General features: G+C 69.9%; 9 protein-coding genes. 5 read left to right on the plus strand and 4 right to left on the minus strand.

All coding sequences use genetic code 11. The features are described 5' to 3' along the window. Positions 1-47 precede the first annotated feature (47 nt). The 3 genes from ACWDEW_RS22380 to metH all read right to left on the minus strand — a co-directional run bounded on the left by ACWDEW_RS22380 (position 48) and on the right by metH (position 6,373). The gene (locus ACWDEW_RS22380; protein ID WP_450514706.1) at positions 48-1,646 is read right to left on the minus strand and encodes an ABC transporter substrate-binding protein; all 1,599 of its coding nucleotides are present in this window, start codon (positions 1,644-1,646) and stop codon (positions 48-50) included. Positions 1,647-2,060: 414 nt separating this feature from the next. Then, positions 2,061-2,759 (minus strand): HAD family hydrolase, encoded by a 699-nt coding sequence (locus tag ACWDEW_RS22385; protein ID WP_450514707.1) that lies wholly within the window; start codon positions 2,757-2,759, stop codon positions 2,061-2,063. Between the two features lie 98 nt (positions 2,760-2,857). Then, complete coding sequence (gene metH, locus ACWDEW_RS22390) at positions 2,858-6,373, minus strand: methionine synthase (RefSeq protein WP_450514708.1); 3,516 nt, start codon at positions 6,371-6,373, stop codon at positions 2,858-2,860. A gap of 307 nt (positions 6,374-6,680) precedes the next feature. On the opposite strand from metH, the gene ACWDEW_RS22395 reads away from it, so the two are divergent. The 5 genes from ACWDEW_RS22395 to ACWDEW_RS22415 all read left to right on the plus strand — a co-directional run bounded on the left by ACWDEW_RS22395 (position 6,681) and on the right by ACWDEW_RS22415 (position 15,148). Next, entirely contained in the window at positions 6,681-7,454 is a 774-nt protein-coding gene (locus ACWDEW_RS22395; protein ID WP_019066101.1) for an IclR family transcriptional regulator, read from the plus strand. Positions 7,455-7,833: 379 nt separating this feature from the next. Then, positions 7,834-8,613 (plus strand): MIP/aquaporin family protein, encoded by a 780-nt coding sequence (locus ACWDEW_RS22400; protein WP_450514709.1) that lies wholly within the window; start codon positions 7,834-7,836, stop codon positions 8,611-8,613. An 82-nt stretch (positions 8,614-8,695) separates the two neighbouring features. Then, on the plus strand, positions 8,696-10,234 hold the full coding sequence (glpK, locus tag ACWDEW_RS22405) for a glycerol kinase GlpK (RefSeq protein WP_450514710.1): 1,539 nt from the start codon (positions 8,696-8,698) through the stop codon (positions 10,232-10,234). Between the two features lie 9 nt (positions 10,235-10,243). After that, positions 10,244-11,860, plus strand: a complete 1,617-nt coding sequence (locus ACWDEW_RS22410) for an FAD-dependent oxidoreductase (protein WP_450514711.1) — start codon at positions 10,244-10,246, stop codon at positions 11,858-11,860. 267 nt (positions 11,861-12,127) lie between these two features. Beyond that, positions 12,128-15,148, plus strand: coding sequence for an NACHT domain-containing protein (locus ACWDEW_RS22415; RefSeq protein WP_450514712.1), 3,021 nt, complete (start codon positions 12,128-12,130; stop codon positions 15,146-15,148). On the opposite strand, the gene mtnK is transcribed toward ACWDEW_RS22415, so the two are convergent. Continuing rightward, entirely contained in the window at positions 15,119-16,279 is a 1,161-nt protein-coding gene (gene mtnK, locus ACWDEW_RS22420; protein WP_450514713.1) for an S-methyl-5-thioribose kinase, read from the minus strand. The genes ACWDEW_RS22415 and mtnK overlap by 30 nt on opposite strands. Position 16,280: the final 1 nt, after the last annotated feature.

The raw sequence follows: 16,280 nt of genomic DNA on the forward strand, positions 1-16,280 counted from the left end.
GGCAGGACCGGCCACTGGTGAAACTTGCTCACTCCGTCGTCAGGCGGTCACACGCCTCGGCCGAGCTCCCACAGCTGGAGCGTCGAGGAGGAGTTGAGGACGTACGCGGTGCCGGTGATGTCGTCGCGGGCGGCGACGTACTGCTTGCCCTGCCACAGCGGGATCAGCGGGACGTCCGTGGCGACGAGGTCCTGGATGGTGGTGAGGCTCTTGGCGGCGGCGAGCCGGTCGGCCTCGCGGCGGGACTCCGGGATCAGGGTCTTGATGATCTCGGGGTTGCTGTACGGCAGCTTGAGGAAGTTGTCCGTGTCGAGGAACGGCGCGAGGTAGTTGTCGGCGTCGGGGAAGTCGGGGAACCAGCCCATGCCCCAGACGTCGTACGAGCCCTTGCGCTCGGCCGGGACGAACTTGGACCAGGGCTCACCCTTGATGGTGACGTCGAACAGGCCGCTGTTGTTGAGCTGCGTGCGCAGCTGCTCGAACTCGTCCTTGGTGGCCGGGCCGTAGTGGTCGGTCGTGTAGTGCAGGGTGAGCTTCACCGGGGTGGTGATGTTGGCCTTGGTCAGCAGGGACTTGGCCTTGGTGACGCTCGGGTTGCCGTACTTGTTGAAGAACGAGTTCGAGTGGCCGGTGATGGTCGCGGGGACCATCGAGTAGAGCGGCTCGGCCTCGGTGCCGTAGACCTTGGAGACGAGCTCGCCGCGGTCGATGAGCTGGGCCATCGCCTCGCGCACGGCCTTCGTCTTGACGGTCGCGGCGTCGGTGTTGAAGGCCAGGTAGCGGATTTCGAGACCGGGCATCTCGACGAGGTCGATGTCGCCGTTCGAGTCGTCGCCGAGCTTCTGGATCTGCTCCGGCGACATGGTGCGCGTCATCACGTCGATGTCGCCCTTGCTCAGCGCGGTGCCCATGGTGGTGGCGTCCGCGAAGGAGCGCATCTCGACCTTGCTGTTGTTCACCTGCAGAGTCCCCTTGTAATTGGGGTTCTTGGTGAACGTGGCCGTGGTGATCGCGTCGTCCTTCTGGGCGACCGAGAGCGTGTACGGGCCGGAGCCGTCCACGCCGAAGCCGTCGCGCAGCTTGTCCTTCTGGTAGTCGTCGGGGTTCACGATGCCCGCGACCGGGGTGGACAGCTTGTACGGGAAGGTGGCGTCGGCCGTCTTCAGATGGAAGATGACCTCGCGGTCGCCCTGGGTCTCGACGGTGTCGACGGTCGACAGCAGGGCGAACACACCGCTGTCGGCCTTGATGCGCATCGCGCGGTCGATGGAGTACTTCACATCGGCCGCGGTGATCTTGTCGCCGTTGGCGAACTTCAGACCCTCGCGCAGGGTGCAGGCGTAGCGCTCGCTGCCGGTGTCGGTGAAGCCGCACTTCTCGGCGGCCTCGGGGACCGGGTCGCCCTCGCCCTTGGGCTGGATCATCAGGGTCTGCACGGTCTGACGCAGGATGTTCCAGGTGCCGACGTCGTAGGCGTAGGCGGGGTCGAGCGGCGCCGGAGCGTCCTTCGTCGCCTCGAACCGGTCCGTGGTGCCGACGACTATCGCTCCGTCGCCGGAACTACCGCTGCCGGAACCGCCACAGGCGGCGAGCACCGGCGCGAGCAGGCCGACGACGGCCGGCAGCACCAAAGTCTTGCGGTTCATGCTCGAGTTTCTCCAGAGCTGTTCGATTCCGTGTACCCGGCATACATAGGGTGGTGACGCCGATCACGGGGGCAAGGGCGATGTTCTCGCGTTGAGATTAGTCCGGACCCGCACACGGGTTCGCGGCCACCGTAGTGGAGTTCCCATCACGCTGCGGAACCGGCTGCGGACAGACCGAAAACCCGCCGAGGGAAGGATTAGTGCAGCGTTTCACCAATCGGGACACAACGGTGCGTGATCAGCCTCCGAAATGGGGTGAACAGCACAGGACGGCGGCGATGTCGACTCCCGTACACGTGGGGAACCTCACACCCCCAACTCGGTTGGAGAGCAACCGAATTCGACCGGTCGACCGAGTGTGAATTCCTTTCCCATTGGACTTTGCACGCTCGGTGAACGGCTGACGCATTTCCGTCATCGGTCGGTCATCAGTCCCCGCAGAAATGCCAGGTCGACGACTTCCAGCGAGGTCACGACGGTGCGCCGGGCGGCCGGGGCGATGGGCTGCACGGACGGCACGGCCACCACCAGACAGCCCGCCGCCTCCGCCGCCGCGACACCGGTGGCAGTGTCCTCCACGACCGCGCAGCGGGCCGGGTCGACGCCCAGGCGGGCGGCGGCGAACAGATACGGGTCGGGGTACGGCTTGGTGCGCGCCACCTCGTCTCCGGCGACCGTCAGCGCGAAGTGCTGGGGGCCGAGAGCGGTCAGGACTCGGTCGATGATGCGCCGGTGCGAGGCGGAGACCAGGGCGGTGGGGATCTCGTACTCGGAGAGCTCGGCCAGGAGTCTGGCGGCGCCCGGCATCAGCGGCAGGGCCCGCCCGATGCGGTCCTCGAAGCCCGCGTTGAGCAGGACGGACAGCTCAGCGAGGGTGATGTCGGCGCCGGTGGCCTCGATCAGGAAGCCGGCGCTGCGGGTCATGGGGCCGCCGACCACGACATGGCGCCAGGAGTCGTCGAGGGCGTGTCCGAGGGCGGCGAAGACCTCGACCTCGACGTCCCACCAGAAACCCTCGGTGTCGACCAGGGTGCCGTCCATGTCGAGGAGAACGGCCTGAAGCGCGGAGCCTTCGGCCGTACGGGTTCCGAGCGCGGGGACCGTGCTGGTCATCCTGGCGCACCTCCTTGAGGGACGATCAGGCCGGCCACCCCTGATACCAACAAGGGCGACCGGCCTGCGGTGGACCGACCAGTGTACGACTTATCCGATCAACGTGCGTTGAAGTATTTCGCCTCGGGGTGGTGGATGACGATCGCGTCCGTGGACTGCTCCGGGTGGAGCTGGAACTCCTCCGACAGGTGGACGCCGATGCGCTCGGGTTCCAGCAGGTCGGCGATCTTGGCGCGGTCCTCCAGGTCGGGGCAGGCGCCGTAGCCGAGGGAGAAGCGGGCGCCCCGGTATTTGAGGGCGAACATGTCCTCGACGTTCGCGGGGTCCTCGCCGGCGAAGCCCAGCTCGGAGCGCACGCGCGCGTGCCAGTACTCGGCGAGCGCCTCGGCCAGCTGGACGGACAGGCCATGCAGTTCGAGGTAGTCGCGGTAGGAGTTGGACTCGAAGAGCTTGGCGGTCTCCTCGCCGATGCGGTTGCCGACCGTGACGATCTGGAAGCCGACGACGTCCTTCTCGCCGGACTCCTCCGGGCGGAAGAAGTCGGCCAGGCAGAGGCGGCGGCCGCGGCGCTGGCGCGGGAAGGTGAAGCGGGTCCGCTCGTTGCCCTCGTCGTCCAGGATGATCAGGTCGTCGTCCTTGGACACACAGGGGAAATAGCCGTAGACGACGGCCGCTTCGAGGAGGTTGTCGGTCTGGAGCCGGTCCAGGAGGCCGCGCAGCCGGGGGCGGCCCTCGGTCTCCACCAGTTCCTCGTACGACGGTCCCTCGCCCGTACGGGCCTGCTTGAGGCCCCACTGGCCCTTGAAGAGGGCGCCCTCGTCCAGCCAGGAGGCGTACTCCTTGAGCTGGATGCCCTTGATGACCCGGGTGCCGCGGAACGGCGGGGTGGGGATCGGGTTGTCGACGGCGACGTCGGAGCGGACGTGGCCCTCCTCTGGACGCTCCTCGACCTCCACGGGGGCACTCGCCCGCACCCTGCGCTGCTTGAGCTCGGGCAGCTTCGCGCCGGGCACGCCCCGCTTGACGCCGATCAGGGCGTCCATCAGGCGCAGGCCCTCGAACGCGTCGCGGGCGTAGCGGACCTCGCCCTCGTAGATCTCGTGCAGGTCCTGCTCGACGTAGGCACGGGTCAGGGCGGCACCGCCCAGGATGACCGGGTAGTCGGCGGCCATCTTGCGCTGGTTGAGCTCCTGGAGGTTCTCCTTCATGATCACCGTGGATTTGACCAGGAGGCCCGACATGCCGATGACGTCGGCTCGGTGCTCCTCGGCGGCTTCCAGGATCGCGGAGACCGGCTGCTTGATGCCGAGGTTGACGACGTTGTAGCCGTTGTTGGACAGGATGATGTCGACGAGGTTCTTGCCGATGTCGTGGACGTCGCCGCGCACGGTGGCGAGCACGATGGTGCCCTTGCCCTCGGCGTCCGACTTCTCCATGTGCGGTTCGAGATAGGCGACCGCGGTCTTCATGACCTCGGCGGACTGGAGCACGAACGGCAGCTGCATCTGGCCGGAGCCGAACAGTTCGCCGACGACCTTCATGCCGTCCAGGAGCGTCTCGTTGACGATGTCCAGGGCGGGGCGGGTCTGCAACGCGTCGGCGAGGTCGGCCTCCAGGCCGTTCTTCTCGCCGTCGATGATCCGCCGCTTGAGCCGCTCGTCCAGCGGGAGGGCGGCCAGCTCCTCGGCGCGGCCCGCCGTACGGGACTTGGTGGTGGCGCCCTCGAAGAGGGCCATCAGCTTCTGGAGCGGGTCGTAGCCCTCGGCGCGGCGGTCGTAGATCAGGTCGAGGGCCGTCTGCACCTCTTCCTCGGTGAAGCGGGCGATCGGGAGGATCTTCGAGGCGTGCACGATCGCCGAGTCGAGGCCGGCCTTGACGCACTCGTCGAGGAAGACGGAGTTGAGGAGCACGCGGGCGGCCGGGTTGAGGCCGAAGGAGATGTTGGACAGGCCCAGCGTGGTCTGGACGTCCGGGTGACGGCTCTTCAGCTGGCGGATGGCCTCGATGGTGGCGATGCCGTCGCCGCGGGACTCCTCCTGGCCGGTACAGATGGTGAAGGTCAGGGTGTCGATGAGGATGTCCGACTCGTGGATGCCCCAGTTCGTCGTGAGGTCCTCGATCAGCCGCTCGGCGATGGCGACCTTGTGCTCCGGGGTGCGGGCCTGGCCCTCCTCGTCGATGGTCAGCGCGATGAGCGCGGCGCCGTGTTCCTGCGCCAGCTTGGTGACCTTCGCGAAGCGGGACTCGGGGCCGTCGCCGTCCTCGTAGTTGACGGAGTTGATGACCGCGCGTCCGCCGAGCTTCTCCAACCCGGCGCGGATGACGGCGACTTCGGTGGAGTCGAGGACGATGGGCAGTGTGGAGGCGGTGGCGAAGCGACCGGCCAGCTCCTCCATGTCAGCGACGCCGTCGCGGCCCACGTAGTCCACGCAGAGGTCCAGCATGTGGGCGCCCTCGCGGATCTGGTCACGGGCCATCTCCACACAGTCGTCCCAGCGGGCCTCCAGCATGGCCTCGCGGAACTTCTTCGAGCCGTTGGCGTTGGTGCGCTCGCCGATCGCCATGTAGGCGGTGTCCTGGCGGAAGGGGACCGTCTGGTAGAGCGAGGCGGCACCCGGCTCGGGCTGCGGGTGGCGCTCGGTGGGCGTGGTCTCGCGGACCCGCTCGACGAGCTGGCGCAGGTGCTCGGGGGTCGTACCGCAGCAGCCGCCGACCAGGTTCAGGCCGTAGTCCCGTACGAAGTGCTCCTGCGCGTCCGCCAGGCCCTCGGGGTCGAGCGGGAAGTGGGCGCCGTCCTTGGTGAGGATGGGCAGGCCCGCGTTCGGCATGCACAGCAGCGGGGTGCGGGAGTGGCGGGCCAGATAGCGCAGGTGCTCGCTCATCTCGGCCGGGCCCGTCGAGCAGTTCAGGCCGATCATGTCGATGCCGAGGGGCTCCAGCGCGGTGAGCGCGGCGCCGATCTCGGAGCCCAGCAGCATGGTGCCGGTGGTCTCGAAGGCCATCGAGACCAGCAGGGGTACGTCGACGCCGGTCGCCTCCATGGCGCGGCGGGCGCCCAGGATCGACGACTTGGTCTGGAGGAGGTCCTGCGTGGTCTCCACGATCAGGGCGTCGGCGCCGCCGGCGAGGAGGCCCTCGGCGTTGGCCTGGAAGCCGTCGCGGAGGGTGGCGTAGCCGATGTGGCCGAGGGTGGGCAGCTTGGTGCCGGGGCCGATGGAGCCGAGGACCCAGCGGCGGCGGCCGTCGCGGGCGGCGAAGTCGTCGGCGGTCTCGCGGGCGATGCGGGCGCCGGCCACGGAGAGTTCGTGGACGCGGTCGGCGATGTCGTACTCGGCCATCGCGGAGTGGTTGGCGCCGAAGGTGTTCGTCTCGACGCAGTCGACGCCCGCGCCGAAGTACGCCTCGTGGACCGAGCGGACGATGTCCGGGCGGGTGATGTTGAGGATCTCGTTGCAGCCTTCGAGGTTCTCGAAGTCGTCGAGAGTGGGCTCCTGCGCCTGGAGCATGGTGCCCATGGCTCCGTCGGCGACCACCACACGGGTGGCGAGTGCCTCTCGGAGCTCGGACACACGGGTCCGGCTGTCGGCAGAAGGGGTCAGTGGCGACGAGGCCATGAAGGGGCTCCCTGGAGTGCGACGGCTGTCGGCTTTGCGGCTTCCCTGGGAACCTCTCACGGAACTCCCCGGGGAGCTTGCACGCCGCCAGGGTAACGGGGTCGGGCGGGAGAGTGCTCGGCACGTCCATGGGGCGGACCGGGGTGACGGGCGGATCAACGCCGTCTAGGTTCTCGCGACGGATGACGTAACAGGTATTGACCGACCATTAGCGGGAGGTCGGCATGGACCGGTAGTGTTCGACATTGCCGAACGGCGGCGGCAGCGTCGCGCATCGGCGGTCGAACGGGACGGAGGCAGTACGGCGATGGCACGGAACATCCAGTCGCTCGAACGGGCGGCCGCGATGCTGCGCCTGCTCGCGGGCGGCGAGCGACGGCTCGGCCTCTCGGACATCGCCTCGTCGCTCGGTCTGGCCAAGGGCACCGCCCACGGCATCCTGCGCACCCTCCAGCAGGAGGGCTTCGTCGAGCAGGACGACGCCTCCGGGCGCTACCAGCTGGGCGCGGAACTGCTGCGCCTGGGCACCACCTACCTCGACGTGCACGAGCTACGCGCGCGTGCCCTGGTGTGGACGGACGACCTGGCCCGCTCCAGCGGCGAGAGCGTGCACCTGGGCGTCCTTCACCAGCAGGGCGTCCTGATCGTGCACCACGTCTTCAGGCCCGACGACAGCCGGCAGGTCCTGGAGATCGGCGCCATGCAGCCACTGCACTCCACGGCCCTGGGCAAGGTGCTGTCGGCCTACGACCCGGTCGCGCACAGCGAGGTCCTGGAGGCCGACCGCAAGCCCTTCACCGAGCGCACGGTGTCCGAACTGGCCGACTTCGAGCACGTCCTTGACGTCACGCGCGCGCGTGGGTACGCGGCCGACGTCGAGGAGACCTGGGAGGGCGTCGCGTCCATCGCCGCGCCCATCCACGACCGGCGACGCATGCCTGTCGGCGCGGTCGGCATCACGGGCGCCGTGGAGCGGCTGTGCCGGCCCGACGAGGACGGCGCCCTGCGGCCCGAGCTGATCGCCGCGGTACGGGACTGCGCCCGCGCGGTGTCGCGGGACCTGGGCGCCGGGCGGTTCTGACCTCAGCGGATTCACAGCAGGAACTCACCGGGACGTCATGCGGACGTTCCGGCATCAGTCGTACTGTGGATGACAAAGTCGGCCAAAAAGCCAAATCGCCACACACGGTGTCCGCTTGACTGCCGTCCGCATCGGTCGCGGGATCGATAGCCCACAGCGATCAATAACGATCGTGTTTTCGATAACAGCACTCTTGACGCGCCTGTAACCCCGGAGCAAGACTCCCGTCCATCGGTCGGCATTGTCGAACACCTACCGGCAATACGCGCTAGAGTGTGGCAACGCCAAAGGCCGGCATCGCTCTCACCCCCGAGGGCGCACGAACCCCCGGCGGGACCCGGGGTTCGGCTTCCCTGGACGAAGGACAAAGGAGTCGCGGGTGTCCAGCTCCGACATCTTCATCGGCGAGACCATAGGTACCGCCGTACTCATCCTGCTCGGCGGTGGCGTCTGCGCCGCCGTCACGCTGAAGGCCTCCAAGGCCCGTAACGCCGGCTGGCTCGCCATCGCCTTCGGGTGGGGTTTCGCCGTCATGACGGCCGTGTACATCTCGGCACCGCTCTCCGGTGCCCACCTCAACCCGGCCGTGACGCTCGCACTCGCGATCAAGGACGGTGGCTGGGACAACGTCCCGATCTACTGGGCCGGGCAGCTGCTCGGCGCCATGATCGGCGCGACACTGGTCTGGGTGGCCTACTACGGCCAGTTCCAGGCGCACCTGACCGACAAGGAGATCGTCGGCGAGCCGACGGTCAAGGCCGTCGAGGCCGAGGAGAAGGGCGCGGGCCCGGTCCTGGGCATCTTCTCCACCGGCCCCGAGGTCCGGAACGTGGTGCAGAACCTCGCCACGGAGATCATCGGCACCGTCGTCCTGATCCTCGCCATCCTGACGCAGGGTCTGAACGACAAGGGCAACGGCCTCGGCACCCTGGGCGCCCTGATCACCGCCTTCGTGGTCGTCTCCATCGGTCTGTCGCTCGGCGGCCCGACCGGCTACGCGATCAACCCGGCCCGTGACCTGGGCCCGCGCATCGTGCACGCGCTCCTGCCCCTGCCCAACAAGGGCGGTTCCGACTGGAGCTACGCCTGGATCCCGGTGGTCGGTCCGCTGATCGGCGGCGCCATCGCTGCAGGCCTCTACAACGTCGCTTTTGCTTAGAAGCAGAATTCCAAGCACTTCCGAGCAGTGAAGCAGCAGTAGAACCAGTCCTCACGACCACGGAACCCCTCAGGAGCACACAGTGACCGACGCCCACACCGCCGGACCGTTCATCGCGGCCATCGACCAGGGCACGACCTCCAGCCGCTGCATCGTCTTCGACCGGGACGGCCGTATCGTCTCCGTCGACCAGAAGGAGCACGAGCAGATCTTCCCGAAGCCGGGCTGGGTCGAGCACGACGCCACCGAGATCTGGACCAACGTCCAGGAGGTCGTCGCCTCCGCCATCGAGAAGGCCGGCATCACCCGCGACGACATCAAGGCCATCGGCATCACCAACCAGCGCGAGACGACCCTCCTCTGGGACAAGAACACCGGTGAGCCCGTCCACAACGCCATCGTCTGGCAGGACACCCGCACCGACGCGCTCTGCAAGGAGCTGGGCCGCAACGTCGGCCAGGACCGCTTCCGCCGCGAGACCGGTCTGCCGCTCGCGTCGTACTTCGCCGGGCCCAAGGCCCGCTGGCTGCTCGACAACGTCGAGGGCCTGCGCGAGCGCGCCGAGGCCGGCGACATCCTCTTCGGCACCATGGACAGCTGGGTCATCTGGAACCTGACGGGCGGTGTGAACGGCGGCAAGCACTACACCGACGTCACCAACGCCTCCCGCACCATGCTGATGAACCTGCACACCCTGGCGTGGGACGAGAAGATCGCCGAGTCCATCGGTGTCCCGCTGAACATGCTCCCGGAGATCCGTTCCTCCTCCGAGGTCTACGGCGAGGTCACCGGCGGCCGCCTCGGCGAGCTGCTCGGCGGCATCCCGGTCGCCTCCGCGCTCGGCGACCAGCAGGCGGCCCTGTTCGGCCAGACCTGTTTCGCCGAGGGCGAGGCCAAGTCCACGTACGGCACCGGCACCTTCATGCTGATGAACACCGGCGAGAAGATCATCAACTCCTACTCGGGCCTGCTGACCACGGTCGGCTACCGGATCGGCGACGACGCTCCGGTCTACGCCCTGGAGGGCTCGATCGCCGTCACCGGTTCGCTGGTGCAGTGGATGCGCGACCAGATGGGCCTCATCTCCACCGCCGCCGAGATCGAGACCCTCGCGCTCTCGGTCGAGGACAACGGCGGCGCCTACTTCGTGCCGGCCTTCTCCGGTCTGTTCGCCCCGTACTGGCGCTCCGACGCCCGCGGTGTGATCGCCGGTCTCACCCGGTACGTCACCAAGGCGCACCTCGCGCGTGCCGTCCTGGAGGCCACCGCCTGGCAGACCCGTGAGATCACGGACGCCATGACGAAGGACTCCGGCGTCGAGCTCGCCGCGCTCAAGGTCGACGGCGGCATGACCTCCAACAACCTGCTGATGCAGACGCTCTCCGACTTCGTGGACGCCCCCGTGGTGCGCCCGATGGTCGCCGAGACGACCTGCCTCGGCGCCGCCTACGCCGCCGGTCTGGCCGTCGGCTTCTGGACCAGCACCGACGACCTGCGTGCCAACTGGCGCCGGGCCGCCGAGTGGACCCCCAACATGGCCGCGGAGAAGCGCGACCGTGAGTACAAGAGCTGGCTCAAGGCCGTGGAGCGGACCATGGGCTGGCTCGACGACGAGGAGTAAGAACCCCACATGACCAGTCAGTCCACCCTGCAGTCCGTGCCTGCCCTCGGTACGCACCCGGCCTCCGGCTCGAACCCGAGCCGGGCCGAGACCCGGGAGCAGCTCTCCAAGGCGACGTACGACCTCCTCGTCATCGGCGGCGGCATCCTGGGCATCTCGACCGCCTGGCACGCCGCGCAGTCCGGGCTGCGGGTGGCCCTGGTCGACGCCGGCGACTTCGCCGGTGCCACCTCTTCCGCCTCCTCCAAGCTCCTCCACGGCGGTCTGCGCTACTTGCAGACCGGCGCGGTGAAGCTGGTGGCGGAGAACCACTTCGAACGCCGTGCGGTCTCCCGCCAGGTGGCTCCCCACCTGGCGAACCCGCTCACGTTCTACCTCCCCGTGTACAAGGGCGGTCCGCACGGTGCGGCGAAGCTCGGGGCGGGCGTCTTCGCCTACTCCGCGCTCTCCGCGTTCGGCGACGGCGTCGGCCACCTCCTGTCCCCCGCCAAGGCGGCGCAGGACGTACCCGAGCTGCGCACCCAGAACCTCAAGGCCGTGGCCGTGTACGGCGACGACCAGATGAACGACGCCCGCATGGCGCTGATGACGGTCCGCGCGGCCGTCGAGGCGGGCGCGGTCGTCCTCAACCACGCCCAGGTCACCGGCCTGCGCTTCACCCAGGGCCGGGTGACCGGTGCGGAACTGCGCGACACGACCTCCGGCGACGAGTTCGGCGTGAGCGCCCGCCTGGTGCTCAACGCGACCGGCCCGTGGGTGGACCACCTGCGCCGGATGGAGGACCCGAACGCGGCCCCCTCCATCCGCCTCTCCAAGGGCGCGCACCTGGTCCTGAAGCGCACGTCCCCGTGGAAGGCCGCACTCGCGACCCCCATCGACAAGTACCGCATCACCTTCGCCCTCCCCTGGGAGGACATGCTGCTGCTCGGCACGACCGACGAGGAGTACGAGGGCGACCCGGCGGACGTCTCGGTCACCGAGAAGGACATATCCCAGATCCTGGACGAGGCCGCGTTCTCGGTCCGCGACCAGCAGCTCTCCCGTGACCTGATCACGTACTCCTTCGCCGGTCTGCGCGTGCTGCCCGGCGGCCCCGGCAGCACCGCGAAGGCCAAGCGCGAGACCGTGGTGACCGAGGGCAAGGGCGGCATGCTGTCCGTCGCGGGCGGCAAGTGGACCACCTTCCGGCACATCGGCCGTACGGTCATGCAGAAGCTGGAGGCCCTTCCGGGCCGCCCGCTCGGCGAGGACTTCGAGCCGATCTCCTCCCTCCCGAAGAAGCTCCCGCTGCCGGGCGTCGCCAACCCGCGCGCGGTCGCCCACCGCCTCCTGGTCGACAACCCGGCGCCGGGCCCGCGCATGGCGGCCGACACGGCGAAGCACCTGGCCACCCACTACGGCTCCCTGGCCTTCGACATCGCCCGACTCGCCAACGAGAACCCGGAGTTGGGCCAGCGCGTACACCCCGACGCCCCCGAGATCTGGGCCCAGGTCGTCTACGCCCGCGACCACGAGTGGGCGGAGACCCAGGACGACGTCCTGCGCCGCCGCACCACCCTGACGATCCGCGGGCTCGCTACGGACGAGGTGCGGGCGAAGGTGCAGGATCTGCTCGACAAGAAGTAGGCGTACAAGAAGTAGTCGCTACGGCGTGACAGGGGCGGTACCCGATCGGGAACCGCCCCTTCGTCGTTTCCTGCGCATGCCGCTCACACGTGCCAACGGCCCATACCCCACCGGCGGTTCACGCTTCCGCACGCCCCTCGGGTGATTCCGCGCGCTCCCTCACACGGGTAGCCGACCGGCGGTTCCAGGCCGGTCCCGGCCGTTAGAACGGTTGGTTCCGGCAGAGCGGTCGGGCCATGGGGGTCCGGTCTGGGGAGCAGCGGTCGTATGCAGGGTGGATGGCACAGTGCGCGGGTCCGGCGGCGGCTCGGGTTCGCCGTGTGCGGGGGCGCGCTCGCGGCGCTGGCCGGGGTGCTGCGGCTGTGGTGGCGCGACGCGGCCACCGCGGGGGTGATGGTCTCGGCGATCGGCGCGTTCGTGTCGATCGCGGCGCTCGTCGCCGACGTGCTGCGCGGCGACGCCGATCCGGCCCCGCGCTCGGCCGACGAGGACCGCGGGAGGGCCGCCGACGCGCTCGCCGAGGCCGTACGGGAGCAGTGGTCCGCCGAGGCACGGCTCCGGCGATTGCAGGATCCCGCCCCGCTGGACGTGGCCTGGGCTCCGGCGGAGCGGTGGCTGGCCGATCACCCGGAGAACATCAGGCGGGTACGGCCGCTGCCCGCGCCCCGTGGGCAGCGGATCGAGGACGTCACCGGGTCGTTCGCCGCGCTGCCCGGGCGGCGGCTGGTGGTGCTGGGCGGTCCGGGGTCGGGCAAGAGTGTGCTGGCGATGCGGTTCGTGCTCGGCCGGCTGGCCGCGCGGCGGTCCGGCGGTCCGGTGCCGGTGATCTTCCCGCCGGCGGGCTGGGACCCGAGACGGACCGGGCTGCGCGACTGGCTCGCCGAGCGGCTGGCGGCCGAGCACCGCCCGCTGGCCGCCGTGACCGAAGGACGGCACACCCTCGCCCGGGGCCTCCTCGACGCGGGGCTCGTGCTGCCGGTCCTCGACGGCTTCGACGAACTGTCCGGGCCCGTCTACGGGGAGGCCGTACGGCGGATCAACGCCGAACTGGACGACAGTCTCCCGCTGTTGCTCACCAGCCGGGTCGAGGCGTGGGCGAAGGGGGTGACCGAGGGCGATGTGCTGACCGCCGCCGAGGTGGTCGAGCTGCGCCCGCTGGGCCTCGCGCAGGCCGGGGCCCATCTGGAGCGCACGGCAAGGCCGTTACGCCCTGTGGAGGGTGCGACGGGCACCGTGTGGACACCCGTGCTGCGGGAACTCACGGCCCAGCCGGACTGCCCGGTGGCGCGGGCGCTCACCACTCCCCTGATGGTGGCGCTGGCCCGCGCGGTCTACGGCGACACCTCCCGCGATCCGTCCGAACTGCTGGACCCGGACCGTTTCCCGACCGTGGAGGCCGTCGAGGAGCATCTGCTCGGGGCCTTCGTGCCCGCCGCGTTCGCGGACTCCGGCCCCTCCGCGACCTCCGCCGCGGTGCGCCGACTCACCCTGCTGGCAAGGGCGTTGGAGCGGCGCGGCACCGGGCGGCTGGCGTGGTGGGAGCTGGAGTCGATGCTCCCGAAGGCCGTCTCCGTCCTGGCACCGGGCCTGCTGGCGCTGACCCTGCTGTCGTTGGTGGTGCTGCCGGTCACGGTGGCCCGCGCGGCGAACGAACTGGCGGGAGTGGAGGATCTCGCGTCCGTACTCGCCACCCTGGCCGGGCAGACCGTGGGCTTCGCGTTCGGGGAGGCGTTCCTGCTGCCATCCGCAGACGCCCCGCCGGACCGCCGTTCCCTCGCCCGCCAGACGCTGATCACCGCCGGGGTGAGCGCGCTGCTGTGGGCGGGCTTCGCCTACGCCGACGACCTGCGGTTCGGCTTCCGCTTCGGCGCGGTGACGGACGGCTGGGTGCCCGATCTGCTCGGCGGATGCCTCTTCTCCCTCCTGTTCACCCTGTTCTTCGGCATCGCCGGACTGTCCCGCCACCCGGTGCCGCTGTCGCTGCCCTGGAGCGGCAGCGCGGGGCGCGCGGCGGCCCGAGTCTGCGGGGCCGTCCTGCTGCTGGGCGGGCTCGGCCTGGCGTGCGCGGTGGTGACCGGCCGGTCCGGCAACCCCTGGACCGGGCTGGTCGGCATCACCTGCGCGGGAGCGGGCGCGGCGCTGCTGATGAGCGGTGGCCGCCGGGCCGGGCAGGACCTCGCGCAGCCGGCTCGGGCGGGCCGCGTCGCCCGGCGTTTCGCGGCGGGCGCGGTCCGGGGCACCGCCGCCGCGCTGCTGATCGGGGTCACGGCTTGCACGGTCGCGGGGTTCACGGCAGCCGGGGTGACCCTGCTCAAGTCCGGTTCCACGGCCGCCCTTTCGGACCGGACGATCGACGGCTGGAGTTTCACGGAACGCCCAGGCCTGCGGACGGCGGCCACCGGGCGTGAGCTGCACGGCACGCTGCTGATCCCCGGCAACGGGGCCCGGCCGATCGCCTACCCCGAGGACACCCGGCCCCCGGACTGCGCGATTCCCCTCCTCGTCGGCCGCCGCTGCGTCCCCTTCACCGCGCGGCGCACGGTCTTCGAGTCGCACGACGGCGCGGTGGAGGTCCACCTCGACCTCATGGACGACACGGCCACGACGGCATACGCCGCGAACATGCGGTCCGTGCTGCCGGAGCCGTCCCGCGGCTGGCTCACCGCGGGCCCGCCGTCGGGCGTGCTGCGGCGCTGTCTGCCGCCGCTGATGGCAGGCGGGGTGCTGGTCGGGATCGTGGGCGGCTGTGTGTGCGGCGTCTACCGCGCGCTGAGCGTCCCGTCGGACGTCATGCGCGCGGCCGGCCCCGGTTCGTCCCTGCGCACGGACCGTACGGCGTCCTTCACCCGCGGCGGCATGATCGCGCTGCTGGTCGCCGCGGTCTGCGTACCGGTGGTGACGCTGCCGGGCGACTGGGGCGGACTGGTCCATATCGGCACCCAGTTGTGGCTGCCGCTGGGTTCGGCGGCCCTCGCGCTGAGCGCCTGGGGTCGCTTCACCGTCGCCCGCGCCTGGCTCGCGGCGACGGGCCGGATGCCGTGGCGCCTGATGACGTTCCTGGAGGACGCCCACCGCCGTGGTGTCCTACGACAGTCCGGCGCGGGTTTCGAATTCCGGCACCAGCGGCTTCAGTCGCACCTGGCGGCCCGCGATACGACCCCGGCGGTCACCGGTCCTCCGGCGGACGGCCCGTCGCGACCGCGCGAGTCCCAGGATCGCTCGGTGCAGGCAGGGGTACCCCACAGCTCCCACCCGGACTCAGACCAACATCCGGACAGCCTCCGGTGACGTCAACTCTCCGCGCCGCACAATGAGTTCACGGCCCAGTAGCAACGCCCGCCGAGACGCGGGCACCGGATCCGGCAGCGTCGTCAGGTCGGTCAGGTGGGCGAAGCCGATGATGCGGCGGACGATCTCCGTGCCGGCGTAGCCGACGGAGTCGGTCCAGACACGGGAGAGGAGGCGGTCGAGGTAGGCGTCGTCGAAGAAGATGTCGACGCGGGTCGGCCACAGGCGGCGGAACTCGGCCTCGAACGCCTCCCAGGAGAGGCGGAGTTGGTCGCCGTGGTCGGTCAACGTGCCCAGTGCGCGCGCCCGTTCCTCCGACACCAGCACGTTGGCCCAGTACAGCCCGAGGTCGTAGCCGATCGGGCCGACGAAGGAGAACTCGGGGTCGAAGACCCGTACCACCGGGACGCCTTCACGCTCGCCGACCATCACGCTGCCGGTGTGCAGGTCGCCGTGGAGGAGGGCCTGCGCACTGGTCATGAAGGTGTACCGGAGATCGGCGACCTCCGTGCGCAGGCGGGCGTCCGCGCGGAACCCGGCGGCCAGGTCCGTCAACTCCGGGAGCCAGTGGTTGTGTTCGTGCTCGATGTACGGCTCGGACAGCACCACGTCTTCCGTGATCTTGCACAGCTCGGGGCTCACCGAGGCCGCGATCAGCGCTTTGCGGTCGGCGGACTCCATGCCGAAGTCGCTGGTCGCGAAGGCTAGTTGGGCGACGAACTCGCCGATCCGGGCCGAGGTGTCCGGACCGTAGGACGCGCCCTCGTTGAGGACCGTGCGCAGGACCTCCAGGTCGGACATGTCCTCCATGACGAGGGCGTAGTTGTCGGCGTCGTAGCCGTGGATCGCCGGGATCTTGTCGGGGGCCACGCGCGCGACCTGCTCGTACGCCCTTGCCTCGGCGTCGGCGCGCTCGGGGCTCATGGGCCAGGAGGGCCCTGCCACCCGCACCCAGGGCAGCGCCTGCTTGACGGCGAGGCTGTGGCTGCCGTCGGTGTTCGAGGCGAGGAACACCCGGTTCATGTTGCCGTCCGACACCTCGCGGACGTGGATGTCGGTCACGTCCGCCCAGTGGCCGCGCTCGTGCAGGTACGCCGGGATGTCGTCGGTCTCCAGGATGCGGTAGCCCATC

The sequence above is a fragment of the Streptomyces sp. NPDC001100 genome (assembly GCF_053598575.1).

Excerpts from the sequence above, each read along its gene's own strand:
- ACWDEW_RS22415 (WP_450514712.1), top strand. The coding sequence starts at position 12,128 with ATGCAGGGTGGATGGCACAGTGCGCGGGTCCGGCGGCGGCTCGGGTTC.
- ACWDEW_RS22380 (WP_450514706.1), bottom strand. The coding sequence starts at position 1,646 with ATGAACCGCAAGACTTTGGTGCTGCCGGCCGTCGTCGGCCTGCTCGCG.
- metH (WP_450514708.1), bottom strand. The coding sequence starts at position 6,373 with ATGGCCTCGTCGCCACTGACCCCTTCTGCCGACAGCCGGACCCGTGTG.
- ACWDEW_RS22385 (WP_450514707.1), bottom strand. The coding sequence starts at position 2,759 with ATGACCAGCACGGTCCCCGCGCTCGGAACCCGTACGGCCGAAGGCTCC.
- ACWDEW_RS22395 (WP_019066101.1), top strand. The coding sequence starts at position 6,681 with ATGGCACGGAACATCCAGTCGCTCGAACGGGCGGCCGCGATGCTGCGC.
- mtnK (WP_450514713.1), bottom strand. The coding sequence starts at position 16,279 with ATGGGCTACCGCATCCTGGAGACCGACGACATCCCGGCGTACCTGCAC.
- ACWDEW_RS22410 (WP_450514711.1), top strand. The coding sequence starts at position 10,244 with ATGACCAGTCAGTCCACCCTGCAGTCCGTGCCTGCCCTCGGTACGCAC.